This window comes from Phreatobacter sp. (assembly GCF_016793595.1).
Lineage (GTDB): Bacteria > Pseudomonadota > Alphaproteobacteria > Rhizobiales > Phreatobacteraceae > Phreatobacter.
The window spans coordinates 88,397-110,157 of the sequence record NZ_JAEULY010000004.1 but is presented as its reverse complement, the minus strand read 5'-3'; the positions used below and the strand labels follow the sequence as shown (position 1 = coordinate 110,157).

The following is a 21,761-nucleotide window of genomic DNA, read 5'->3' as shown; positions in this document are numbered from 1 at the left end:
GTGTGGGGAGTTATGCGGATTTGGTGGGTGGCAGCGCCTTTGTCTGAGGCGCGATGGCGAGGCCCTTCGGCGTCGTGACACCCATCGAGACATAGATGCTCATGAGCTGGTCCATGCCGATCTCGGCTGGCCTCACCCAGTCCTCCGGCACGTGGATCAGGCCGCCGCCGATCGGCACCGGCGCGGTCGGCACGAGGATGCCGAGATAGTTCCGGCCCTCGACGATGACAGGCTCGCGGCTCGGCAGCAGGGCGAGCACGGCGGCGCCGTCCGACCCGCCGAAGAAGCACCAGACCGGGCTCATCGACTTCAGTCCGTCCACGTCGCGCTGGTCGACCATGGAGACGAAACGGCGGATCAGGTCGTAGAGCGTGCCGACCAGGGGGATGCGCCGCATGATCCGGTCGAGCGCATCCTGAAGGCGCTCCTGCACGAGGATGGCGATGAGGCCAAGCGCATAGACAGCGGCCAGCACGACGAGGATGCCGATCAGATAGGCCACGAGCGACGAGGACGAAAAGCCGAGCCCGATGGAGGTCAGGAAGCGGCCGACAAAGGTTCCTGGTCCGACGAAGCCGTAGATGAAGGTCACGCCCCAGCCGATCACGCCGGCGGTCACGGCGAGCGGCAGCAGCAGCAGGACGCCCGCGAGGAAGACGCGGCGCATGTAGTTCATGTCGGGCTCCGGACGCTTGCGGCGCTTTCGAGCGAAGTGGATGCCGACTCGCGTGAAGATAGCGCGAACCGATCGGGGACGCTGCCTTGGATCATCCTATTCGGACAGGGATGTGTCCATGGCGGCCATGGTCGCGGTTCGAAGCGTCGGGCGGGGTCAGCCGCCCTCCGCCGTGATGCCGAGGTCCTTGATCACCCGGCCCCAGCGGTCGAGCTCGGACGCCATGAAGGCGCGGAAGGCGGCGGGCGTCGTGCCGGCGGTCTCCATGCCGAGCACGGCGTAGCGCTCCTTCAGCGCGACATCGGTCAGCGTCGTCGCGATCGCGGCCTGCAACTCGTCGGCCAGCGCCCGTTGCGCGCCGGCCGGCAGGTAGACCCCGAACCAGGCCGCGAAGTCGTAACCCGGCACGGTCTCGGCCGCCGGCACATATTCCGGCGCGAGCGGAGACCGTCCTTTCGAGGTAATGGCGAGCGCGCGCAGCTTGCCGTCGCCGACCAGCGGTCGCACCGAGGTCAGGATGTCGACGATCATGTCGATCCGCCCGCCGAGGATGTCGCTGGTGGCGAGCGCGGCCCCGCGATAGGGCACGTGCTTGATGTTGATGCCGGCCATCTTGATGAAGACTTCGGACGAGAGGTGCAGGCCGGATCCGATCCCGGCGGAAGCGTAGGAGAGTTCGCCAGGCTTTGATTTGGCAAGGTCGATCAGTTCTTTCAGCGTGCGCACCGGCACATGCGGCCCAACGCAGATCAGGCTCGGTCCCTGGCCGATCATCGAGACGGCGATCAGTTCCTTCTGCGGGTCGTAGTTCCGCGCGGGATAGAGGAACGGCATGGTCGCGATGGCCGAGGAGGTCAGCAGGATCGCCGTGCCATCATTGGGTGCAGCGACCGCTGCCCGGTAGCCGATCGAGCCGCCGCCGCCCGGCAGGTTCTCCACCACGAGGCGGGCCTTCAGCGCCGGGCCGAGGCGCTCCGCCAGCAGGCGCGCCGCGACATCGGTGCCACCACCGGCGGGGAAGGGGACGATCAGCCGGACCGTCTTGCCCTCGAACTGGCTCTGCGCGCGAGCAAGGGAAGGGGCGGCAAGGCCGGCGACGAGGCCCGCCATCAGCGTGCGGCGGCGGATGACGAAGGACATGGTTCGGTTCCCCTTGTTATGGGGTGACTGTATCAAGAACCATACCAACGTCTATCGCGGCGGCGCGGTTACTCGCCGGCGACGGCTTTCGGCTTGGCGCGCCCGACGCCGGAGGCGGCGATGTCCGCGACGAGCGTCGAGAGATGGGTCACGGCCTGCACGGTCAGGCCGCTTTCGGCCTGTTCGCCGCGCGCGATCTCCGGCACCACGGCACGGACGAAACCGAGCTTGCGGGCCTCCTTCAGGCGCGCCGCCGCCTGCGCCACCGGCCGTACGGCGCCGGACAGGCTGATCTCGCCGAAATGGACGGCATCCGACGGCAGCACTGCTCCTGACAGTGAGGAGACGAGCGCCGCAGCGACAGCGAGGTCCGCCGCCGGCTCGGCGATGCGCAGGCCGCCCGCGACGTTCAGATAGACGTCGTGGCCGCCCAGCCTGACGCCGCAATGGGCATCGAGCACCGCCAGCACCATGGAGAGGCGCTGGGGATCCCAGCCGACCACCGCGCGGCGCGGCGTGCCAAGCGTCGACGCCGCGACCAGCGCCTGGATTTCCACCAGCACCGGCCGCGTCCCCTCCATGCCCGCGAAGACGGCGGTTCCGGGGGCGCCGAGGTCCCGTCCCGCGAGAAACAGCTCGGACGGGTTCGGCACCTCGCGCAGGCCCTTGCCGGTCATCTCGAACACGCCGATCTCGTCGGTCGGACCGAAACGGTTCTTCACCGAGCGCAGGATGCGGAAGTGATGGCCACCTTCGCCCTCGAAACTCATGACGGCGTCGACCATATGCTCGACCACGCGCGGGCCGGCGATCTGTCCGTCCTTGGTGACGTGGCCGACGAGGATCACCGCCGCGCCCGACTTCTTGGCGTAGCGGATCAGCACCTGCGCGGCCGAGCGCACCTGGCTGACGGTGCCGGGCGCGCTTTCAACCGTATCGGTCCACATGGTCTGGATGGAATCGATGACGACGAGGCGCGGGGCCGGACCCTCGGCGAGGGTCGCCACGATGTCCTCGACATTGGTTTCGGCCGCGAGTTCCACAGGCGAGGCGGTCAGGCCCAGTCTCTCGGCGCGCAGCCGCACCTGATCGACCGCCTCTTCGCCGGAAATGTAGACGACCCGGTGAACCATGCGCGCGAGGCGCGCCGAGGCCTGGATCAGCAACGTCGACTTGCCGATGCCGGGATCGCCGCCGAGCAGGATCACGGATCCGCGAACGAGGCCGCCGCCGAATACCCTGTCGAGCTCGCCCACCTGCGTCTCCGTGCGCGGGGCCTGTTCGCTCGCGCCGTCGAGGCCGGCCAGCGCGAAGGCGCGGCCCTTGGTCTTGCCGCCGCCCGCCTTGCCGCCCTTGACCGGTGCGCCGCCGACGCCGGTCGCAGCCAGGCTCTCCTCGGCGATGGTGTTCCAGGCGCCGCAACTCTCGCACTTGCCCTGCCAGCGGCCGTAGGTCGCTCCGCAGGACTGACAGACATAGGTGGTGAGAGCGCGAGCCATGGCGAAGGGTTTTGCTCCGATGAGCCGGGCGTCAAGCCCGGAAGGGGTTGGCGATGGTCACGCCGTCGATGGTCTGGCCGTCCTGCAAGTCCTCGGTCAACAGCTGTCGGCAATCGGCAAGGCCTGCCGCTGCCACGATCAGGCTGTCATAGATGGAGAGGCCGAAGCGCTCGCAGATCGTCAGCGCGCGCTCGTGTGTCTCGATATCGAGGGCGCGCACCACGCAGAAAGCGCGGATGATCGCGAGTGCGTCTCGAATCTGGGCCATGGTCAATCTCGTCTCGCGCCGCGCGACCGCGACGAACTCGCTGAGGACCTGCACGCTGACGATGGCGCCCCCGCGCAGCAGGCCCTCGGCGCGCGCCGCCTTCGCCGCATCGTCCGAGAGGAGATAAAGCAGGACATTGGTATCAAGGAACGGCCTACGCGCGCTCATTGGCTTCCAGCCGATCGAAGCGGAAGCCTTTCGGTAGGGAGCCTCGCAGACGTCTCAAACGGGCAAGCAGTGCTTCGTCGTCGGGCGCGCGTGCGACTTCAATGACCCGCGAACCAGCGACGTTGAGCTCGATCTCGTCTCCTTCGGCAAGCTCAAGGGCATCCACGACCGGCTGCGGAAGCCTGACCGCGAGGCTGTTGCCCCACTTTGCGACCTTCATGGCAACCTCCATGATATACGTATGCGCATTCGTATATCACGGTCCCATCCGCCCGTCGCTGCGCCATATCAGTCGATATAGCGCCGGTGATAGCGCCTGCCGAGGCTGGTCAGCATTTCATAGCCGATCGTGCCGGCGGCTTCCGCGACATCGTCCACGCCAATGCCGTCGCCGAGCAGCGTCGCGGCATCGCCGCTGGTGACCTGGCCCGCATCGGTGACGTCGATGGCGATCAGGTCCATGGAGACCCGGCCGGCGAGGGGACAGAGGACGCCGTTCACGCGCGCGGGTGCGCCCGTCTTGCGGTCCGTCGATCCCGCCTGCCTGATATAGCCGTCGGCATAACCGACGGAGACGATCGCGATGCGGCTGGTCCGGGGCGCTGTCCAGGTCGCGCCGTAGCCGACGGTCTGCCCCTTTGCGACGCCGCGTACCTGAACGACCGGCGCATCGAGCCGCACCACCGGCTCCAGCGGATCGCGGCCCGACACGAAGCGCGCGCCATAGAGAGCGACGCCCGGGCGCATGATGTCGTGATGCGAGGCGGGCAGGGCGCAGCCCGCCGAATTGGCGAGCGAGCCGGGCACGCCCGGAAACAGTCCGCGCAGCTGGGCGAAACGGTCGATCTGCCTCGCTGTCAGCGCATGGCCAGGCTCGTCGGCGCAGGCGAAATGGCTCATCAGCAGCGCCGGCTCGAAGGCGAGCGCGGCCGGACCCGGCTCGGCCAGCAGTGCGGCTTCCGCAAGGTCGAGCCCGAGCCGATTCATGCCGGTATCGACATGAACGGCGGCCGGCAGCTGGCGCCCGGCTGTGTCGCAGAAGGCGGCGAAGGCCTCGACATCCTCGCGGCTGCCCAGCACCGGCCGGAGGTCGTGGGCGGCGTAGGTGTCGAGCGCCGCGCCGAACAGGCCGTTGAGCACGTAGATCGCCGCGTCCGGCACGGCCGCGCGCAGGCGCTTGCCCTCGGAGACATGCGCCACGAAGAAGGTCCGGCAACCCGCCTGCGCCAGCGCGGGGCCGGCCTTCTCGATGCCGAGGCCGTAGGCGTCCGCCTTCACCACGGCCGCGCATTGTGCCTTCGGCCCCATGGCGGCGAGCGTCCGGTAGTTCCGCTGGAGCGCGCCGAGATCGATGGTTAGCGTCGCGCCCGCCTCATTCTGTGGGATCATCATGCCTATTCGAGCCGCTCGGGAAGCTTGTCGGCGTCGGCGAGGTCGGAGAAGCGGGTCACCTGATCCTCGAACTGCAGCATGACGGTGCCGGTGGGGCCGTGGCGCTGCTTGCCGATAATGACTTCGGCGCGGCCATGGACCGAGGCCATGTCCGTCTGCCACTTGAGATGTTCTTCGGTGCCGGGCTTCGGCTCCTTGTTCTTGAGGTAGTACTCCTCGCGAAACACGAACATGACGGCGTCGGCGTCCTGCTCGATCGAGCCGGATTCGCGCAGGTCCGAGAGCTGCGGACGCTTGTCGTCACGGCTTTCCACCTGACGCGAGAGCTGGGACAGCGCCATGACCGGCACCTGCAGCTCCTTGGCCAGCGCCTTCAGGCCGGTGGTGATTTCGGTCAGCTCCTGCACGCGGTTGTCGCTCTTCTTCGACGAGCCCGACAATAGCTGCAGATAGTCGACGACCATGAAGTCGAGGCCTCGCTGGCGCTTCAGTCGCCGCGCGCGCGCCGCCAGCTGGACGATGGACAGGCCGCCGGTATCGTCGATGTAGAGCGGCAGCGACTGGATCTCGCGCGCGGCTTCAGTGAGCTTGTAGAACTCGTCCTCGCGCATGTCGCCGCGGCGGATCTTGTAGGAAGGGATGGCCGCCTGTTCCGCCACGATACGGGTGGCCAGCTGGTCCGAGCTCATTTCGAGCGAGAAGAACCCGACAATACCGCCGTTCGTCGTCTTGTGGGTGCCGTCCGGTTCCACCTCGAAGCGGTAGGCTTTCGCGATGTTGAAGGCGATGTTGGTGGCGAGCGCCGTCTTGCCCATGCCGGGGCGGCCCGCGAGGATCACGAGGTCGGAATGTTGCAAACCGCCGAGGCGCTGGTCGAGGTCGTTCAGCCCCGTCGAAATGCCCGACAGCTTGCCGTCGCGCTGGTAGGCGGCGGCGGCCATGTCGATGGCCTTCGCCATGGCGTCGGTGAAGCGCTGGAAGCCGCCATCGTAGCGGCCGGTCTCGGCGAGCTCGAACAGGCTCTTCTCGGCATCCTCGATCTGCTGGCGCGGCGGCATGTCGACCGGCGCGTCGTAGGCGACGTTGACCATGCCTTCGCCGATCTGAATCAGGTTGCGGCGGATCGACAGGTCGTAGATGGCGCGGCCGTAGTCCTCGGCATTGATGATGGTCGTCGCTTCCGCCGCGAGGCGCGCGAGATATTGCGGCACGGTCATGCCGCCGACCTCGATGGACGCATCGGCGAGGAAGGTCTTCAGCGTCACCGGCGTCGCGATCTTGCCGGCGCGGACGAGCTGGCTGGAGATCTCATAGATCTTCTGGTGCAGCGGGTCGAAGAAGTGCTTCGGCTCCAGAAAGTCGGCGACGCGGTAGAAGGCTTCGTTATTGACCAGGACGGCTCCCAGCAGGGCCTGTTCCGCCTCGATATTGTGCGGGGCCTGGCGGAACGGCAGATCGGCGGGGCCGACGGGTCGCAGGGCTGGCAGGGCGGACATGGCTCGGTCTTTGTCAGCGGCGCTTCGGGATAGCCTCCCTAGCAGGCGAAGTTGAGGCTGGCGTCAGCAATCGTCGCCAACGTGGCGCATGACCCCAGCATCCCCGATTCCCACAGCCGGAGAAATCGCAGACCGCGAAGCACCGATATGTCGTTGACTTCCGGGGGCACTCCGACTCCGGCCCCCGCGCGCCAGTTCGGACAGGCTGTTGCACCCGAGTCACAGTCCCGCGCAAGCATTCGCAGTCGCCGGCCGGGACCTCGCCACGGCTTTACTTGGGCCTCCGCTGGAAACGCAACGTTAAGATTAACATGCGATGCCTCGTGCGATCCGCAAACGCGGTGAATCGTTTCTCGAAGGGGCGCTCCCATGTTCAAGCGTGTCGCATTACCCGTTGCCGCAGCCGCGGTCCTGTTGACCTCGGGCGTGGCCGGGGCGGCCGACATCGGCGGGCCGCCCATCCTGCGTGGCTCCGAAGTCGTCGCCCCGTACGAGGATGTCGACAAGTGGAGCGGCGTCTATGTCGGCGGCCATGTCGGCATGCAGATCATCCGCAACACTGGCCATCACAGCAACGGCACGAACGGCCCGATCCCGGATGGCGGCGCTCCGCCCAGCCTCGTCTACAATTTCAGCTACGACTACGCCCAGGCCAAGATGAACTACGGCCTGCACATCGGCATCCAGCGCCTGTTCGGCCACTTCCTGATCGGTGCTGAGTTCGACTTCGACGGTCCGTCGGGCAAGGCGACCTCGCCCTGGTACAACGGCCATGTCGCCTTCTCCGGCGGCGTCGCCGGCAACTCCTACCAGCAGCGTGTCGGCTTCAACTGGCAGGGTTCGCTCCGCGCCCGCGTCGGCTTCGTCCACCACAAGTCGCTGTTCTATCTGACCGGTGGTCTCGCCTTCGCCAACATGACGGTCTGCACGGTGCTCGATGATTGCGTCACCGGCGCCAACCACGTCGTTCGCTACACCCGCACGCGGCTCGGCTGGACCATCGGTGCCGGTATCGAGCACAAGTTCAGCTACAACTGGTCGATGCGCGCCGAGTACCGCTACACCAATTTCGGCTCGCGCAACTGCTTCTCCACCGATGCCTGCTCGATCAATGTCGATGCGTCCGACATCAACAACCGGGTCGAAAGCCACATGGTCCGCGTGGGCGTGAGCTACCTGTTCGGTGCGCCGGCCATGCCGATGGCGCCGATTGTCGCCCGCTACTGATCGCAAGCGATAGTCCGAAACGCGAAACGCCCGGCCGCAAGGCCGGGCGTTTTGCTGTGCGGCGGTTGCCGCTGAAAGCCCGCCGGCCGTCGACACGGCCGGCAAGCGTCTCCTTCAGGGCATTCAGCCCTGGCGATCGTCGCCTTCGCCGTCGGTGAAGTCTTCGGGATTGAAGGTCTCGAAGGTCGGCTCGTCGGCGCGCTGGGTGAGGTCCTCGCCATGGCTCTGACGCTCGGCCTCGCCGGTGGAACGGGCGACGTTGACCGTCACGTTGGCCGACACTTCCGGATGCAGCGTCACGGCGACCGTGTGGAGACCGATGGTCTTGATCGGCGTGTTGAGCTCGATCATGGCGCGGGCGACCGAGATGCCGGCGGCGGTGATGGCGTCCGAGAGGTCGCGGGCCGAGACCGAGCCGTAGAGCTGGCCGGTTTCGCCAGCCTGGCGGATCAGCACGTAGCTGGTGCCGTCGAGGCGCTGGGCGACGGCGTCGGCCTCGTTCTTCAGTTCGAGGTTGCGGGCCTCGAGCTGGGCCTTCATCGTTTCGAACTTGCCGCGGTTGGCGTCGGTGGCGCGCAGCGCCTTGCCCTTGGCGAGCAGGAAGTTGCGGGCATAGCCCGGCTTCACCTTCACCACTTCGCCCATCTGGCCGAGCTTGGCGACTCGTTCGAGCAGGATCACGTCCATGGATTATCTCCTTTGATGCGTTGGAATGTCAGGACTGCTGAGGGGGTTCAGGGCGGCGCGCCCTGAGGTTGAAGAGGGTGTCGGCAAGGCCCGCCATCGCGACGAAGACCATCAGCCAGGAGATGATCAGCGTCAGCGCATAGAGCAGACCGAGCGCGAAGCCACGCATCGACCAGCCTCGCGTGAGGTCATGCGCAAGCGCATAGCCCTGCAGGGAAAAGGCGGTGAGCGAGGCGGCGAGAACAATGGCCGAGAGGTGGCCGGGAAAGCCGCCCATGAACGAGCCGACCGAGCCGGCGAGCAGGGCGCCCGCCATCCATTTCGGCAGGCGCAGGGCGGAAAGATCCGGCCAGGGCCGCACCAGCCGCCCGGATGCCTTCACGATCCGGCCGGCGGCATAGAGATTGATGGTGGTGACGAGAATCCAGATCACGGCCGCGGCGATCGGCACGGCGGCGGTCATCAGCGCCACCAGCGTCTCGCGGTCGCCGGCGCGGATCGGCACCTGCTGGAGGGTGCGCTCGACCGCCGTGCGCAGGGTCGCCTGATAGGCGGCGAAGTCGAAGCCGTAGAGGACCGCGATGCCGACGAGGGTCAGCAGCACGGCGCCTGTCGCGATCAGCGACAGGATGAGGCCGGCATCGGCCCAGCGCGGTTCCTGCGTCTCGTCGTCGGCGGCGGGAAGGCGGGCGGAAAGCGCCACGAACGAGAGGATCCAGGCCGGCAGGCCGACCGAGCAGAAAAAGAAGACGCCGAGCTGCGAACGGATGGTGAGCGAGAGGGCCAGCGCGCCGATGGCGGCGGCGAAAGCGCCGGCATAATGCCCCCAGCCGAGGCCGGCGATGAGAACGGGCAGGGCGGCGAAATAGAACAGGACGAGCGCCAGCGGGCTCCCCGACGCAAGCGTCGCGAAGAGCAGGGCGGAGGCAAGGCCTGCGCCGAAGGCAATGGCGAGGGTCGGTCCCATCGTCAGCTGTCCCGCTCGGTATCGAGGGTTAGGGGATCATCCCCAGCTCCAGCCGCGGCGGGTTCATTCCCGCGACGGCCGACGATCAATATGTATGCATGGCGGCGGGGCGCGGACGCCCCGCCGCAAAGGCGAGAATGCTTACTTGATCACGTAGGGCAGGAGACCCAGGAAGCGGGCGCGCTTGATCGCCTGGGCGAGCTCGCGCTGCTTCTTGGCGGAGACCGCCGTGATGCGGGACGGCACGATCTTGCCGCGCTCGGAAATGTAGCGCTGCAGGAGACGAACATCCTTGTAGTCGATCTTCGGCGCGTTCGGGCCGGAGAACGGGCAGGTCTTGCGACGGCGGAAGAAGGGGCGGCGAGCGCCACCGGCTGCTGCGGCTGACATGCTCACTCCTCCGTCGCTGCGGCGTCGGAGCCGCCTTCGATATCGCCGCCTTCGCGGTCACGGAAACGACGGCCACCGCCGCCGCCACCGCCGCCGAAGCCGCGGTCGCCACCACCGCCGCCGAAGCCACGGTCGCGGCCACCGCCGCCACCGAAGCCGCGGTCGCCGAAGCCACGCTCGCCGCGGTCGTCGCGGTCGCGCTTCTGCAGCATCGCGGACGGGCCTTCCTCGAGCTCCTCGACCTTGACGGTCATGAAGCGGAGGATGTCCTCGTTGATCGACATCTGACGCTCCATCTCGGCGATGGCGGCCGGCGGGGCGTCGATGTTCATGAGGGTGTAGTGGGCCTTGCGGTTCTTGCGGACGCGGAAGGCGATGGACTTCAGGCCCCAGGGCTCGACCTTGGGCACCGAGCCGCCGAGCGACTCAACGACGCCCTTGTACTGCTCGGCAAGCGCCTCGGCCTGCTGGGAGGTCACGTCCTGGCGCGCCAGGAACACGTGTTCATAGAGAGGCATATGGCCTGTCTCCGGTTCGAGTGACGCTTTGTCCGGCGCGAAGCCCCTCGAGCCCTGGACAGGCCCGACAGTATTCTCGAAGGCGGAGACACCGGACGACGGATACTTCAGAAGCACCCTGCAGGCGGACCTGCCGTCCGTTCAGCCACCGGCCGACCGAAGCGAAGGCGGCCTTATACGCGAAACGACGCCGGTTTCAAGCGAAAAGCCGGCACGTCAGCGGAAGTCAGTTGGCGCCTCTGTCCTTCTTCGGCGCGACACGGGGAGACGTCCGGCCATGTCCTCAGGATTGATCGCGGCGGACGTTTTTCTGCCGTGATGCCGTGAAAGATAGTGCAACAGTTCGCGAGGCGGACCCATCCGGGAGCTGCGCCATGACCGAGATTCACCGTTCCGTTCCGACCTGTGTGCTCAGCGCGCAGGATATCGCCCTGATGAAGCGGCGCTTCGACCGCACCTGCGAGGAACTCGGAGTCTTCGCAGAGGACGATGAGGCGCGCTGCAAGCTCGGCCGCGCGCTGGTGGCGGCGGTGGCCCGTGGCGAGATCAGGCTCGCCGACGAGGGCGCGGGCGAAATCACTGCGGTCGAGACCCTGCGTTTCGAGGGCGAGGAACTCGTCGTCGCCATTATCGACCGCCCGGCGCACTGACGCATCAGGCAGCGTCGGCCTCGCGCCTCCATGCGGGGAAGGGGTCCGGCAGGCGCGCGTGTTCCTGCGCATCGAACCGCGTCGCCGATGCGCGTCCGGCAAGGCAGCCGTCGAGTTCGGCTGTTATCGCGGCCTCGTCCATTCCAATGCCGATAAAGACGAGTTCCTGCCGGCGGTCGCCATAGACCGGGTGCCAGTGGCGCTTGACCGTCTCGCGCCATTCGTCCGATTGCGGCCAGCGAGCCTTCGGGACGGCGACCCACCAGAATCCCAGAGCCGATGTCCGGCAAACCGCGCCGGCTATCGACAGTTCGCCGCACCAGTCCGGGCGCGTCGCCAGCCAGAAATGCCCCTTCGCGCGGACGAGGCCCGGCCAGGTGCGTTTCAGGAAGGCGTCGAAGGCTGCCGGGTTAAACGGTCGCGCTGCGCGGTAGACGAAGGAGGAGATGCCGTATTCCTCCGTCTCCGGCACATGGTCCCTGAAGCCATAGAGTTCCTTGGCCCACAGCGGATGCATCTGCGCCTTCTCGTGATCGAAGCGGCCGGTATCCAGCACTTCGTCGAGGGCGACATCGGCGAAGTCGGTTTCGATGATGCGGGCGTCGGGGTTCAGGCCGCGCACGACCTTCCGGACGAGGTCGCGCTGATCGGCGCTGACCTCCGAGACCTTGTTGATGATGACCACGTCGGCGAACTCGATCTGGTCGGTGAGCAGGTCCGCGAGGGTCCGCTCGTCCTCTGCGCCTGCCGTCTCGCCCCGGTCCTTCAGAAAATCCTGGCTGCCGAAGTCCTTCAGGAGATTGATGGCGTCGACCACGGTCGCCATCGTGTCGAGCCGCGCCACATCCTCCAGCGCGTGGCCGTCTTCATCCCGGAACGAGAAGGTGGCCGCGATCGGCAAAGGCTCGGCGATGCCGGTGCCTTCGATCAGCAGGTAGTCGTACCGACCGCCCGCGGCGAGCCGGCGAACTTCGGTCAGGAGGTCGTCCCGCAAGGTGCAGCAGATGCACCCGTTGGTCATCTCCACCAGTTTCTCGTCGGTCCGCGACAGGTTCGCACCGCCCTCGCGGACGAGGTCGGCATCGATGTTCACCTCGGACATGTCGTTGACGATGACGGCGACGCGGCGGCCGTCGCGATTGTTGAGGATGTGATTGAGGAGTGTCGTCTTGCCCGCTCCCAGGAAGCCGGACAGGACGGTGACGGGCAGGCGGCCGTCGGCGCGTTGATCGGTCAGGGTCATTATCTGCTTTCGATGTTATAGTATTACATAAATCACACGCCTGCCCATCTCGGCAAGAGGAGGCCTGTCCCCACCCACAACCAGGGCTCGACAAGCCGGATCGCTTGACTCCGGCGCGCCCCGATGCCAGTCCCGCGCACCTTCAAGAGGCTCGCGCGGGATCCCCATGGCAGAATCCTCCACATCGGCATTCACCTTTCCTGGTCAGGGCAGCCAGGCCGTCGGCATGGGCAAGGCGCTTGCCGATGCCTTCCCGGCCGCGCGTGCGGTGTTCGACGAGGTGGATGCGGCACTGGGCGAAAAGCTCTCGGCCCTGATGTGGGACGGCCCGATCGAGACGCTGACACTGACCGAGAACGCCCAGCCGGCCCTGATGGCCGCCTCGCTCGCGGGTATCCGCGCGTTGCAGGCCGAGGCGGGGCTCGATCTCGCCAGGGACGCGGCTTTCGTCGCCGGCCACTCGCTCGGCGAATATTCGGCGCTCGCAGCCGCCGGAGCCTTCTCTATCGGGGATGCGGCGCGGCTCCTCCGGATTCGCGGCAAGGCGATGCAGGCGGCGACCCCGGTCGGCGTCGGCGCCATGGCGGCGATTCTCGGCCTCGACTTCGATGCCGTCGTGGCGGTCGCCGCCGAGGCGGCCCAGGGCGAGGTCTGCCAGGCTGCCAACGACAATGGCGGCGGCCAGGTCGTCATTTCCGGCCACAAGGCGGCGGTCGAGCGCGCCTGTGAGATCGCCAAGGCCAAGGGCGCCAAGCGCGCCATCCCGCTTCCCGTCTCGGCTCCCTTCCATTGCGCCCTGATGCAGCCCGCCGCCGACGCCATGGCTGAGGCGCTGGCGAAAGTCAGCATCGCCCGCCCCGTGGTCCCGGTGGTCGCCAATGTCCGCGCCGCGCCGGTCTCCGAGCCGGCCGAGATCGTCCGGTGCCTTGTCGAGCAGGTCACCGGCACGGTGCGCTGGCGCGAATGCGTCGCGGCCATGGCGGCGGCCGGCGTCACCACTTTCTACGAGGTCGGCTCCGGCAAGGTGCTGACCGGCCTCGTCAAGCGCATCGCGGACGGCGCGACCGGCACTGCCATCGGTACGCCCGACGACATCGCCGCCTTCAAGGCTTCGCGCGGCTGAGCGGATAAGGAACTGGACCCATGTTCGACCTGACCGGCAAGACCGCCCTCGTCACCGGCGCCACCGGCGGAATCGGCGGCGCCATCGCCGCCGCCCTGCACCGGCAGGGCGCGACCGTCGCGCTGTCCGGCACGCGCCGCGAGAAGCTCGAGGAACTGGCCGCGAGCCTCGGCGAGCGCACGCATGTCGTGCCGACCAACCTGTCGTCCCTGGACGAGGTGGAGGCGCTCGTGCCGGCCGCCGAGAAGGCGATGGGCGGGCTCGATATCCTGATCAACAATGCCGGCATCACCCGCGACAACCTCTTCATCCGCATGAAGGACGAGGAGTGGGATCAGGTCATCGCCGTGAACCTCACAGCGACGTTCCGCCTGACCCGCGCCGCCGCCAAGCTGATGATGCGCAAGCGCTGGGGCCGCATCGTCTCGATCACCTCGGTCGTCGGCGTCACCGGCAATCCGGGCCAGGGCAACTACGCGGCGTCCAAGGCCGGCATGATCGGCATGACCAAGTCGCTCGCCGCCGAGGTCGCGAGCCGCAACGTCACGGTCAACTGCCTCGCGCCGGGCTTCATCGAGACGCCGATGACCGATGCGCTCAACGACAAGCAGAAAGAGACGATCCTGACGCGCGTTCCCGCCGGCCGTCTCGGCAAGGCGGATGAAATCGCCGCCGCCGCTATCTATCTCGCTTCGGAGGAAGCCGCCTACGTGACCGGCCAGACGCTGCACGTGAATGGCGGTATGGCTATGATTTAATTCGGGAAAACGGCAGAAGGGGTGGCCGCTGGCAAATCCCATGGCCCTGTGATAGAGAGCCTTCAGGTTCGGGCAGGGGGCATCCCGACACGATCCAGAAATTACGGCGGCGCGGCTCGCCACCTGCAAGTCTAGACGCCGCACACCGCATCCGATCGAGGGCGGTGCCTAATCATCGGATGGAACGAGGATAATCTAATGAGCGATACCGCTGAGCGCGTGAAGAAGATCGTCGTGGAGCAGCTTGGCGTCGACGCCGAGAAGGTCGTCCCGACCGCGAGCTTCATTGATGATCTCGGGGCGGACAGCCTCGACACCGTCGAGCTCGTCATGGCTTTCGAGGAAGAGTTCGGCGTCGAGATTCCGGACGATGCCGCCGAGACGATTCTCACGGTCGGCGACGCCGTGAAGTTCCTCGAGAAGGCGACCAGCGCCTGATCGCGCGCCACAAACTCGACTATCGACTTCGGAAGGGCCGGGGAGCGCGTAGCGTCTCCGGCTTTTCGTTCACCGGGCGGGAGTGGTGAGACGATGATGCGCCGTGTTGTTGTCACCGGGATGGGTCTGCTCACGCCGCTGGGCTGCGGCGTCGAGGAGACCTGGTCGCGGCTGGTTCGCGGCGACAGCGGCGCCTCGAAGGTCGAGCACTTCGACGTTTCCGACGTCGCGGCGAAGATCGCCTGTCAGATCCCGCGCGGCGACGGCACCGGCGGCACCTTCAATCCCGACATGTGGATGGAGCCGAAGGAGCAGCGCAAGGTCGACCAGTTCATCGTCTTCGCCATGGCCGCGGCCAAACAGGCGCTCGACGATGCCGGCTGGCACCCCAAGACCCCCGAGGAGCAGAACGAGACCGGCGTGCTCATCGGCTCCGGCATCGGCGGCATTGACGGCATCGCGGAGGCGGCCTTGCTGCTGCGCGAGAAGGGGCCGCGCCGCATCTCGCCGTTCTTCATCCCCGGCCGGCTGATCAATCTCGCCGGCGGCTACGTTTCCATCGCCCATGGCCTGAAAGGCCCGAACCACGCTGTCGTGACCGCCTGCTCGACCGGCGCGCATGCCATCGGCGACGCCGCCCGCCTCGTCGCCTTCGGCGATGCCGAGGTCATGGTCGCCGGCGGCACCGAATCGCCGATCAGCCGCCTGTCGCTCGCCGGCTTCTCCGCCTGCCGGGCGCTCTGCACCGCCTTCAACGACGATCCGACCCGCGCCTCGCGCCCCTATGACCGCGACCGCGACGGCTTCGTCATGGGTGAGGGCGCCGGCATGGTCGTTGTCGAATCCTACGAGCACGCCAAGGCGCGTGGCGCGAAGATCTATGCCGAGGTGATCGGCTACGGCCTGTCGGGCGACGCCCATCACATCACCGCTCCGGCCGAGGATGGCGACGGCGCCTTCCGCTGCATGCAGGCGGCGGTGAAGCGCGCCGGCATCACGCCCGGCGACATCGACTACATCAACGCCCACGGCACCTCGACGATGGCCGACGGCATCGAGCTGAAGGCCGTCGAGCGGCTGGTCGGCAACGCCGCCTCGACCGTGTCGATGTCCTCGACCAAGTCGTCCATCGGCCATCTGCTCGGCGCGGCGGGTGCGGTGGAGGCGATCTTCTCGATCCTCGCGATCCGCGACCAGGTGGCGCCGCCGACGCTCAATCTCGACAATCCCGACGTCGAGACGGCGATCGACCTCGTGCCGCATGTCGCCCGCAAGCGCTCCATCGAGACCGTCCTGTCGAACTCCTTCGGCTTCGGCGGCACCAACGCTTCCGTGATATTCAGGGCCGCGGCGTAAGGGGGAAACCCGTCTTTCGCCACATTCCCTCCGCATCACTACGGATGACGCGCGCCCCTCATCAGAGCTGAGACGAATGAACGATTCTTCCGGCCCCTTCACGCCGCAGAACGGCTCCCGCCCGGCCCTCAAGTCCCCTCGCGCCGCCCTCGAACCCGAGGCCGCGCCGCCGCCGCCGCCGGCCTCGCGCCACGCGCGCAACCAGTGGGTGGTGATCGGCAACCTCATCATGTCGATCCTGCTGGTCGGCCTGGTTGGCAGCCTGCTCGGCTTCGTCTATGCGCGGCAGGCCTTCGTCGCGCCCGGCCCGCTGCAGCAGGACCGCGCCGTCTTCATCGAGCGCGGCTCGACGGCAGAGCAGGTGGCCCAGACGCTGGAGCGCAACGGCGTCATCAACAGCGCGCTGGTCTTCTCAGGCGCGGTTCAGCTCTATGGCGTGCGCGGCGACCTGAAATGGGGCGAGTACATGTTCCCCAAGGGGGCCTCGACCGCCGAGGCGCTGGCCATCGTGCTCGAAGGCAAGCCGATCGAGTACCGCATCACGATCCCCGAGGGCCTGACCTCCGAGCAGATCGTCGGACGCCTGCGTGACAACGACGTGCTGGTCGGCGACATCGCGCGGATTCCGCGCGAGGGCTCGCTGCTGCCCGACACCTACCGCTTCACCCGAGGCACGTCGCGCCAGCAGATGGTCGACCAGATGACGCAGTTCCAGAGCCGTCTCGTCCAGCAGATCTGGGCGCGGCGGGGTCCGGACCTGCCGATCCGCACGCCCGAGGAACTGGTCATCCTCGCCTCCATCGTCGAGAAGGAGACCGGCAAGGCGGAGGAGCGCCCGCGTGTCGCCGGCGTTTTCGTCAACCGCCTGACGCGCCGCATGCGCCTGCAATCCGATCCGACCATCGTCTACGGCATCGTCGGCGGCCGGGGATCTCTGGGGCGCGGGATTCTTGCCTCCGAGATCCAGCGGCTGACGCCCTACAACACCTATCAGATCGACGGCCTGCCGCCGACGCCGATTGCCAATCCCGGCCGCGCCGCCATGGAGGCTGTCGCCAACCCCGCCCGGCACCGCGACCTGTTCTTCGTCGCCGACGGAACTGGCGGCCACGTCTTCGCCGAGACGCTGGAGCAGCATAACCGCAACGTCGCCAACTGGCGGCGGATCGAGCGCGAGCGGGGTAGCCCGGACGCTGCGCAGGACCGTACCTCGGCCGCCGACACGCCCGCGCCGGCCACGACCGGCACGCCGCCCCGCGCGACCCGCTGACCGGCACGCGGGCGACCCCGCTTGACCTCTGCCCGGCGGCGACTTAACCGCCTGCCAGTCAGCGCGTTTCCGAGGTTTCCATGGCCCTTGCAAGTATGACCGGATTTGCCCGGTCGGAAGGTATCTCCGGCGCGTCCGTCTGGGCGTGGGAGATCAAGTCGGTCAATTCCAAGGGCCTCGACATCAAGTTGCGCATGCCATCCGGAATGGATGCGGTGGAGGCGACCGTCCGGCAGAAGATCGCCGCCGCCGTCACGCGCGGCAGCATCTTCGCCTCGCTGAACGTGAAGCGCGAGGCGGCCGTCAGCGAGGTTCGCATCAACGAGACGGTGCTGGCGCAGGTGGCGGAAGCCGCGCGCCTGATCGCCGAGCGGATCGATGCCCGTGCCCCCGCCATCGACGGCCTTTTGCAGATCCGCGGCGTCGTGGATGTGGTCGAGCCGGAAGAGGGCGAGGAGGAGCGGCAGGCGCTCCAGTCGGCCGCGTTGTCCGGCCTCGACAAGGCGCTGGTCGGGCTCTCCGCCATGCGCGCCGCCGAGGGTTCGGCGCTGGAGGCCGTGATGGCCACCCGCCTCGACGAGATCGCCGCCCTCAAGAAGCAGGCCGAGGACAATCCCGCGCGCCGGCCGGAGGCGATCCGCGCCCGGCTGGGCGAACAGGTCGCGGTCCTCCTCGATACCGGCAAGGCCTTCGATCCCGACCGCCTGCATCAGGAGGCAATCCTGCTGGCCGCCAAGGCCGATATCCGCGAGGAGCTCGACCGGCTCGACGCCCATGTCGCCGCCGCGCGCAAGCTGCTGGCCGAGGGCGGCCCGGTCGGTCGCAAGCTCGATTTCCTCGCGCAGGAGTTCAACCGCGAGACCAACACGCTCTGCTCCAAGGCCAACGACGTGTCGCTGACCGCGACCGGTCTCTCGCTCAAGGCTGCCGTCGAGCAGTTCCGCGAGCAGGTCCAGAATCTGGAGTAGGCCGATGTCGGATGCCGTCACCGCCCGCCGCGGCCTGATGCTGATCCTCACCTCGCCCTCGGGCGCGGGAAAATCGACGCTGACGCGCCAGCTTCTGCAGAACGAGACGGACATCGCGCTGTCCGTCTCCGTCACCACGCGTTCGCGCCGCAAGGACGAGATCGACGGGGTGCATTACCATTTCATCGACCGCCCCGCCTTCGAGCGGATGCGCGATGCCGGCGAACTGCTCGAATGGGCGGAGGTCCACGGCAATTGCTACGGCACGCCGCGCAGGGCGGTGGAAGAGGCCCTGTCGGCCGGCAAGGACGTGCTGTTCGACATTGATGTCGCCGGCGTCAGGCAGCTTGCCGACATGGTGCGCGAGGACATGGCGACGGTGTTCCTGCTGCCGCCCTCGGTCACCGAACAGATCGCAAGGTTGAAGCGCCGCGCCAGCGACGATGATGCCGCGATCCTGAAGCGCCTGCGCACGGCGCGCGAGGAGATCGGTCACTGGGCGGATTTCGATTACATCCTCGTCAACGAAGATATCGCCCGCGCCTTCTCCGAACTGCGCGCCATCCTCCATGCCGAGCGGCTGAAGCAGCGGCGGCGGCCGAAGCTGGAGGCGCTGATCGGCGAGTTGGGGCGAGATCTCGACACGGTGCTGGCGGCGGGGCGCCTGCCGTCCTGAGTGCTTTCAGGCAGCGTCCAGCAGGCGCGCCAGCCGGCAGAACTCGTCGATTGTCAGCGTCTCGGCCCGCGCGGTCGGATCGAGCCCGGCGGCCCCGATCAGCGCCATGGGATCGCGCCCGAGGCCCTTGAGGCTCTGGCGGATCATCTTGCGCCGCTGGCCGAAGGCGGCCGCTGTCACCCGCTCCAGCGCGCCGACGCGGCAGGGTATCGGCTCTGCGCGTGGCACGAGATGCACCACCGACGATGTCACCTTCGGCGGCGGCACGAAGGCCGAGGGGCCGACATCGAAGGCGATCCGCGCCTCGGTACGCCAGCCCGCGAGCACGCCGAGCCGGCCATAGGCGTCCGTATCAGGCGCGGCGACGATGCGCTGGGCGACCTCCTTCTGGAACATCAGCGTCAGCGACTGATACCAGGGCGGCCAGCGGTCGGGCGTCAGCCAGCCGGTCAGCAATTGCGTGCCGACATTATAGGGCAGGTTGGCGACGATCCGGCCCGGTGCGTCGCCGATATGGGGCGTGAGGTCGACCTCCAGCGCGTCGCCCTCGATCACCGTCAGCCGCCCCGGATAATGCGCCGCGATTTCTTCCAGCGCCGGCAGGCAGCGCGGGTCGCGCTCGACCGCGATCACGCGCGCGGCCCCGCCCGCAAGCAGGGCTCGTGTCAGCCCGCCGGGGCCTGGGCCGATCTCGACCACGATTGCGCCCTCGAGTGGGCCGGAGGCGCGGGCGATCCGGCTGGTCAGGTTGAGGTCGAGCAGGAAGTTCTGGCCGAGCGACTTCTTCGCCATCAGCCCGTGCCGGGCGATGACCTCGCGCAGCGGCGGCAGATCGTCGATCGCGCCCACGCTACGAGGTCCGTGGCGTCGCGAGGCGACCGGCCAGCGCGATGGCGTGGATCAGGCTGGACGGCCGCGCCTTGCCCGTTCCGGCCAGCGAGAAGGCGGTGCCGTGATCGGGCGAGGTGCGGATGAACGGCAGGCCGAGCGTGACGTTGACGCCCTCGTCGAAGGCCAGCGTCTTCACCGGCACCAGCACCTGGTCGTGATACATGCCGAGCGCGACGTCATAGCCCTTGCGGGCCTCGGGGTGGAACAGCGTATCGGCCGGGTGCGGCCCGGTGGCGGCGATGCCGATGCGGTTCAGCTCGGCGACCGCCGGGGCGATGACGTCGCGGTCCTCGGTGCCCATGAGGCCGTCCTCGCCCGCATGGGGGTTCAGCCCGCATATGGCGAGGCGCGGCGCCGCGATACCGAACCGCGTCGCGAGGTCGTGGGCGACGATGGCGCCGGTTTCGACGATGAGATTGGTCGTCAGCCGCGCCGACACGTCGGCGAGCGGCATGTGGATGGTGACCGGCACCACCGCCAGTTCGCGGCTCCAGATCATCATGATCGGCCTGACAGGGCCGACCCGGAACGGGCGGGCGAGCTCGCCGAGGAATTCGGTGTGGCCGGGATGGCTGAAGCCGGCGGCCGCCAGCACCGATTTGGCGATGGGGTTGGTGACGACCGCCCGCGCCCGGCCAGAGCGGATGTGGTCGACGCCGGCGCGGATGGCCTCGATGACCATGAAGGCCGTGTCCGTGGTCGGCGCGCCCGGCAGATCCCCGGCCGGGCCTTCCTCGGCGCCTTCCACGGCGACCACCGGCAGGCCGAAGGCGAAGCTGTCAATGGCCTCCTCGGGCAGCACTTCCACGATGGGCACACCGATGCCGAGCCGCGCGGCGCGCTTCTCCATCAGGTCGGGATCGCCGATGAGATAGAAGGGCGGCAATTGCTGGCTGGCGCGGTCGCGCCACGCCATCAGGGCGATGTCCGGCCCGATGCCGGCCGGTTCGCCCATGGTCACCGCGAGTGGCAGCATGGCCGCGGCTCAGCTACGGCCGCGCCCGCCGCGTCCGTCCTTGTATTCGATCACCGCCGTACGGCGGATTCGCGCCAGATAATCCCGCGAGATGCGCTGCATCTCGGCGGTCTGGATCTCGTCGCGCGCCTGGTTGCGGACGGTCGTGTCGTTGGCGTTGATGTCTTCCTTGGCGCAGACGGCGACCATTTCGATGCCCTGCTGGGTGCGGCTCGGCTGGGTCAGCTTGCCGACGGCGGTCTGGTCCAGCACCTGGCGGAACTGCGGCGAGAGATCCGTGCTCAGCCGACGGAACTGCTCGCGCACGGCCGAATCCGGGATGCGGTTCACTTGCTCGAGATCGGTCGCGCAGCTGGAAAAGCGGCCGCGCAAGGCATTGGCCTCGGCGAGGCGCTGGGCGACGCGGGCAGGGGGGGCATTGGCCGGAACGAGGAGGACGATCGGCCGCAGCACGAAGTTCACCGCGCGGGTATTGCCCTGCTGGCGGCGCGAGATAGCGTCGGCGAGCTGGGTGTCGGTGACGAAGATCGTTCGCCCGTAGCGGGCGCCGACGATGTTCGACCAGGACAGGTCGGCGCGCAGCTTGCCGCGATAGACGCGCGGCTCGATGCCCTGCGAGCGCAGCACCTGATCAAAGCCGCGCGGATCGATGCCGGAGCGCTGAGCGACCTGCGCATAGGCGGCGTTGACCTGCTGCTCGCTCGCCTCGACCTTGAAGCGCCGGGCCTCGCTGAACTTGACGCGGTCGTTGATCAGGTCGTCCAGTGCCTGTTCGCGCGAATGCGGCCGGCCCTCGCGGACCTGCAGAAGCCGCTGGCGCTGGGGAATGTCGAAGCTGGTGATAGGCAGCCCGTTGACGATGGCGATCACCTGACCGTCTTGCGCCAGGGCGGGAGCGGCCATGGCCGACAGGGTGACCGCCAGGGCGGCTGCGAGGAACGGACGCGCGAAGGTCATGGCTGCGCCTTCCTTGGGTTGATGGCG

General features: G+C 67.9%; 24 protein-coding genes. 9 read left to right on the top strand and 15 right to left on the bottom strand.

Translation table 11 applies throughout. The features are described from left to right. Positions 1 to 10: 10 nt before the first annotated feature. The 7 genes from JNK84_RS04570 to JNK84_RS04540 form a co-directional block, all read right to left on the bottom strand. A complete protein-coding gene (locus JNK84_RS04570) occupies positions 11 to 676 on the bottom strand; it encodes a DUF502 domain-containing protein (RefSeq protein WP_293421024.1) in 666 nt (221 codons plus the stop codon). A gap of 156 nt (positions 677 to 832) precedes the next feature. Then, positions 833 to 1,816, bottom strand: a complete 984-nt coding sequence (locus JNK84_RS04565; protein WP_293421022.1) for a Bug family tripartite tricarboxylate transporter substrate binding protein — start codon at positions 1,814 to 1,816, stop codon at positions 833 to 835. Between the two features lie 68 nt (positions 1,817 to 1,884). After that, positions 1,885 to 3,315: a DNA repair protein RadA gene (gene radA / locus JNK84_RS04560; protein WP_293421020.1), complete on the bottom strand. Its 1,431-nt coding sequence runs from the start codon at positions 3,313 to 3,315 to the stop codon at positions 1,885 to 1,887. Positions 3,316 to 3,346: 31 nt separating this feature from the next. Next, positions 3,347 to 3,751, bottom strand: coding sequence for a PIN domain-containing protein (locus JNK84_RS04555; RefSeq protein WP_293421018.1), 405 nt, complete (start codon positions 3,749 to 3,751; stop codon positions 3,347 to 3,349). After that, positions 3,738 to 3,971, bottom strand: a complete 234-nt coding sequence (locus JNK84_RS04550; protein ID WP_293421016.1) for an AbrB/MazE/SpoVT family DNA-binding domain-containing protein — start codon at positions 3,969 to 3,971, stop codon at positions 3,738 to 3,740. Before JNK84_RS04550 ends, JNK84_RS04555 begins: the two co-directional genes overlap by 14 nt. Before the next feature lie 68 nt (positions 3,972 to 4,039). Then, positions 4,040 to 5,140, bottom strand: a complete 1,101-nt coding sequence (alr, locus tag JNK84_RS04545) for an alanine racemase (protein WP_293421014.1) — start codon at positions 5,138 to 5,140, stop codon at positions 4,040 to 4,042. Between the two features lie 5 nt (positions 5,141 to 5,145). After that, a complete protein-coding gene (locus JNK84_RS04540; RefSeq protein WP_293421012.1) occupies positions 5,146 to 6,639 on the bottom strand; it encodes a replicative DNA helicase in 1,494 nt (497 codons plus the stop codon). 369 nt (positions 6,640 to 7,008) lie between these two features. Here JNK84_RS04540 and JNK84_RS04535 point away from each other — a divergent pair, with 369 nt between their 5' ends. Then, entirely contained in the window at positions 7,009 to 7,866 is an 858-nt protein-coding gene (locus JNK84_RS04535) for an outer membrane protein (protein ID WP_293421010.1), read from the top strand. Positions 7,867 to 7,989: 123 nt separating this feature from the next. On the opposite strand, the gene rplI is transcribed toward JNK84_RS04535, so the two are convergent. The 4 genes from rplI to rpsF all read right to left on the bottom strand — a co-directional run bounded on the left by rplI (position 7,990) and on the right by rpsF (position 10,428). Further along, positions 7,990 to 8,553, bottom strand: a complete 564-nt coding sequence (gene rplI / locus JNK84_RS04530) for a 50S ribosomal protein L9 (protein ID WP_293421008.1) — start codon at positions 8,551 to 8,553, stop codon at positions 7,990 to 7,992. A 28-nt stretch (positions 8,554 to 8,581) separates the two neighbouring features. Continuing rightward, on the bottom strand, positions 8,582 to 9,520 hold the full coding sequence (locus JNK84_RS04525; RefSeq protein WP_293421006.1) for a DUF2232 domain-containing protein: 939 nt from the start codon (positions 9,518 to 9,520) through the stop codon (positions 8,582 to 8,584). Positions 9,521 to 9,661: 141 nt separating this feature from the next. Beyond that, positions 9,662 to 9,910: a 30S ribosomal protein S18 gene (gene rpsR / locus JNK84_RS04520; RefSeq protein ID WP_293421004.1), complete on the bottom strand. Its 249-nt coding sequence runs from the start codon at positions 9,908 to 9,910 to the stop codon at positions 9,662 to 9,664. 2 nt (positions 9,911 to 9,912) lie between these two features. Further along, positions 9,913 to 10,428, bottom strand: coding sequence for a 30S ribosomal protein S6 (gene rpsF / locus JNK84_RS04515; protein ID WP_293421002.1), 516 nt, complete (start codon positions 10,426 to 10,428; stop codon positions 9,913 to 9,915). A gap of 374 nt (positions 10,429 to 10,802) precedes the next feature. On the opposite strand from rpsF, the gene JNK84_RS04510 reads away from it, so the two are divergent. Then, positions 10,803 to 11,078: a hypothetical protein gene (locus tag JNK84_RS04510; protein WP_293421000.1), complete on the top strand. Its 276-nt coding sequence runs from the start codon at positions 10,803 to 10,805 to the stop codon at positions 11,076 to 11,078. A 4-nt stretch (positions 11,079 to 11,082) separates the two neighbouring features. On the opposite strand, the gene zigA is transcribed toward JNK84_RS04510, so the two are convergent. Next, positions 11,083 to 12,321 carry a zinc metallochaperone GTPase ZigA gene (gene zigA / locus JNK84_RS04505; RefSeq protein ID WP_293420998.1) on the bottom strand — a complete coding sequence of 413 codons (1,239 nt, stop codon included), beginning with the start codon at positions 12,319 to 12,321 and terminating at the stop codon, positions 11,083 to 11,085. A gap of 166 nt (positions 12,322 to 12,487) precedes the next feature. Between zigA and fabD the strand changes: the two genes are divergently transcribed. From fabD to gmk, 7 genes are all read left to right on the top strand, one after another. Further along, complete coding sequence (gene fabD, locus JNK84_RS04500) at positions 12,488 to 13,444, top strand: ACP S-malonyltransferase (RefSeq protein WP_293420996.1); 957 nt, start codon at positions 12,488 to 12,490, stop codon at positions 13,442 to 13,444. A 20-nt stretch (positions 13,445 to 13,464) separates the two neighbouring features. Then, a complete protein-coding gene (gene fabG / locus JNK84_RS04495) occupies positions 13,465 to 14,202 on the top strand; it encodes a 3-oxoacyl-[acyl-carrier-protein] reductase (RefSeq protein WP_293420994.1) in 738 nt (245 codons plus the stop codon). Positions 14,203 to 14,400: 198 nt separating this feature from the next. Beyond that, positions 14,401 to 14,640, top strand: a complete 240-nt coding sequence (locus JNK84_RS04490) for an acyl carrier protein (RefSeq protein WP_293420992.1) — start codon at positions 14,401 to 14,403, stop codon at positions 14,638 to 14,640. A gap of 96 nt (positions 14,641 to 14,736) precedes the next feature. Beyond that, positions 14,737 to 15,996, top strand: a complete 1,260-nt coding sequence (gene fabF, locus JNK84_RS04485; RefSeq protein WP_293420990.1) for a beta-ketoacyl-ACP synthase II — start codon at positions 14,737 to 14,739, stop codon at positions 15,994 to 15,996. 76 nt (positions 15,997 to 16,072) lie between these two features. Beyond that, on the top strand, positions 16,073 to 17,266 hold the full coding sequence (gene mltG, locus JNK84_RS04480) for an endolytic transglycosylase MltG (protein WP_293420988.1): 1,194 nt from the start codon (positions 16,073 to 16,075) through the stop codon (positions 17,264 to 17,266). Positions 17,267 to 17,346: 80 nt separating this feature from the next. Further along, entirely contained in the window at positions 17,347 to 18,234 is an 888-nt protein-coding gene (locus JNK84_RS04475; protein WP_293420986.1) for a YicC/YloC family endoribonuclease, read from the top strand. Positions 18,235 to 18,238: 4 nt separating this feature from the next. Next, a complete protein-coding gene (gmk, locus tag JNK84_RS04470; RefSeq protein WP_293420984.1) occupies positions 18,239 to 18,910 on the top strand; it encodes a guanylate kinase in 672 nt (223 codons plus the stop codon). A gap of 6 nt (positions 18,911 to 18,916) precedes the next feature. Here gmk and rsmA read toward each other — a convergent pair whose 3' ends face one another. Genes rsmA through JNK84_RS04455 form a run of 3 tightly spaced genes read right to left on the bottom strand, consistent with a single transcriptional unit; the run spans position 18,917 to position 21,734 of the window. After that, positions 18,917 to 19,759 (bottom strand): 16S rRNA (adenine(1518)-N(6)/adenine(1519)-N(6))-dimethyltransferase RsmA, encoded by an 843-nt coding sequence (gene rsmA, locus JNK84_RS04465; protein WP_293420982.1) that lies wholly within the window; start codon positions 19,757 to 19,759, stop codon positions 18,917 to 18,919. Between the two features lies 1 nt (position 19,760). Then, the gene (gene pdxA / locus JNK84_RS04460; protein WP_293420980.1) at positions 19,761 to 20,777 is read right to left on the bottom strand and encodes a 4-hydroxythreonine-4-phosphate dehydrogenase PdxA; all 1,017 of its coding nucleotides are present in this window, start codon (positions 20,775 to 20,777) and stop codon (positions 19,761 to 19,763) included. A gap of 9 nt (positions 20,778 to 20,786) precedes the next feature. Then, positions 20,787 to 21,734 (bottom strand): peptidylprolyl isomerase, encoded by a 948-nt coding sequence (locus tag JNK84_RS04455; protein ID WP_293420978.1) that lies wholly within the window; start codon positions 21,732 to 21,734, stop codon positions 20,787 to 20,789. Positions 21,735 to 21,761 lie beyond the last annotated feature (27 nt).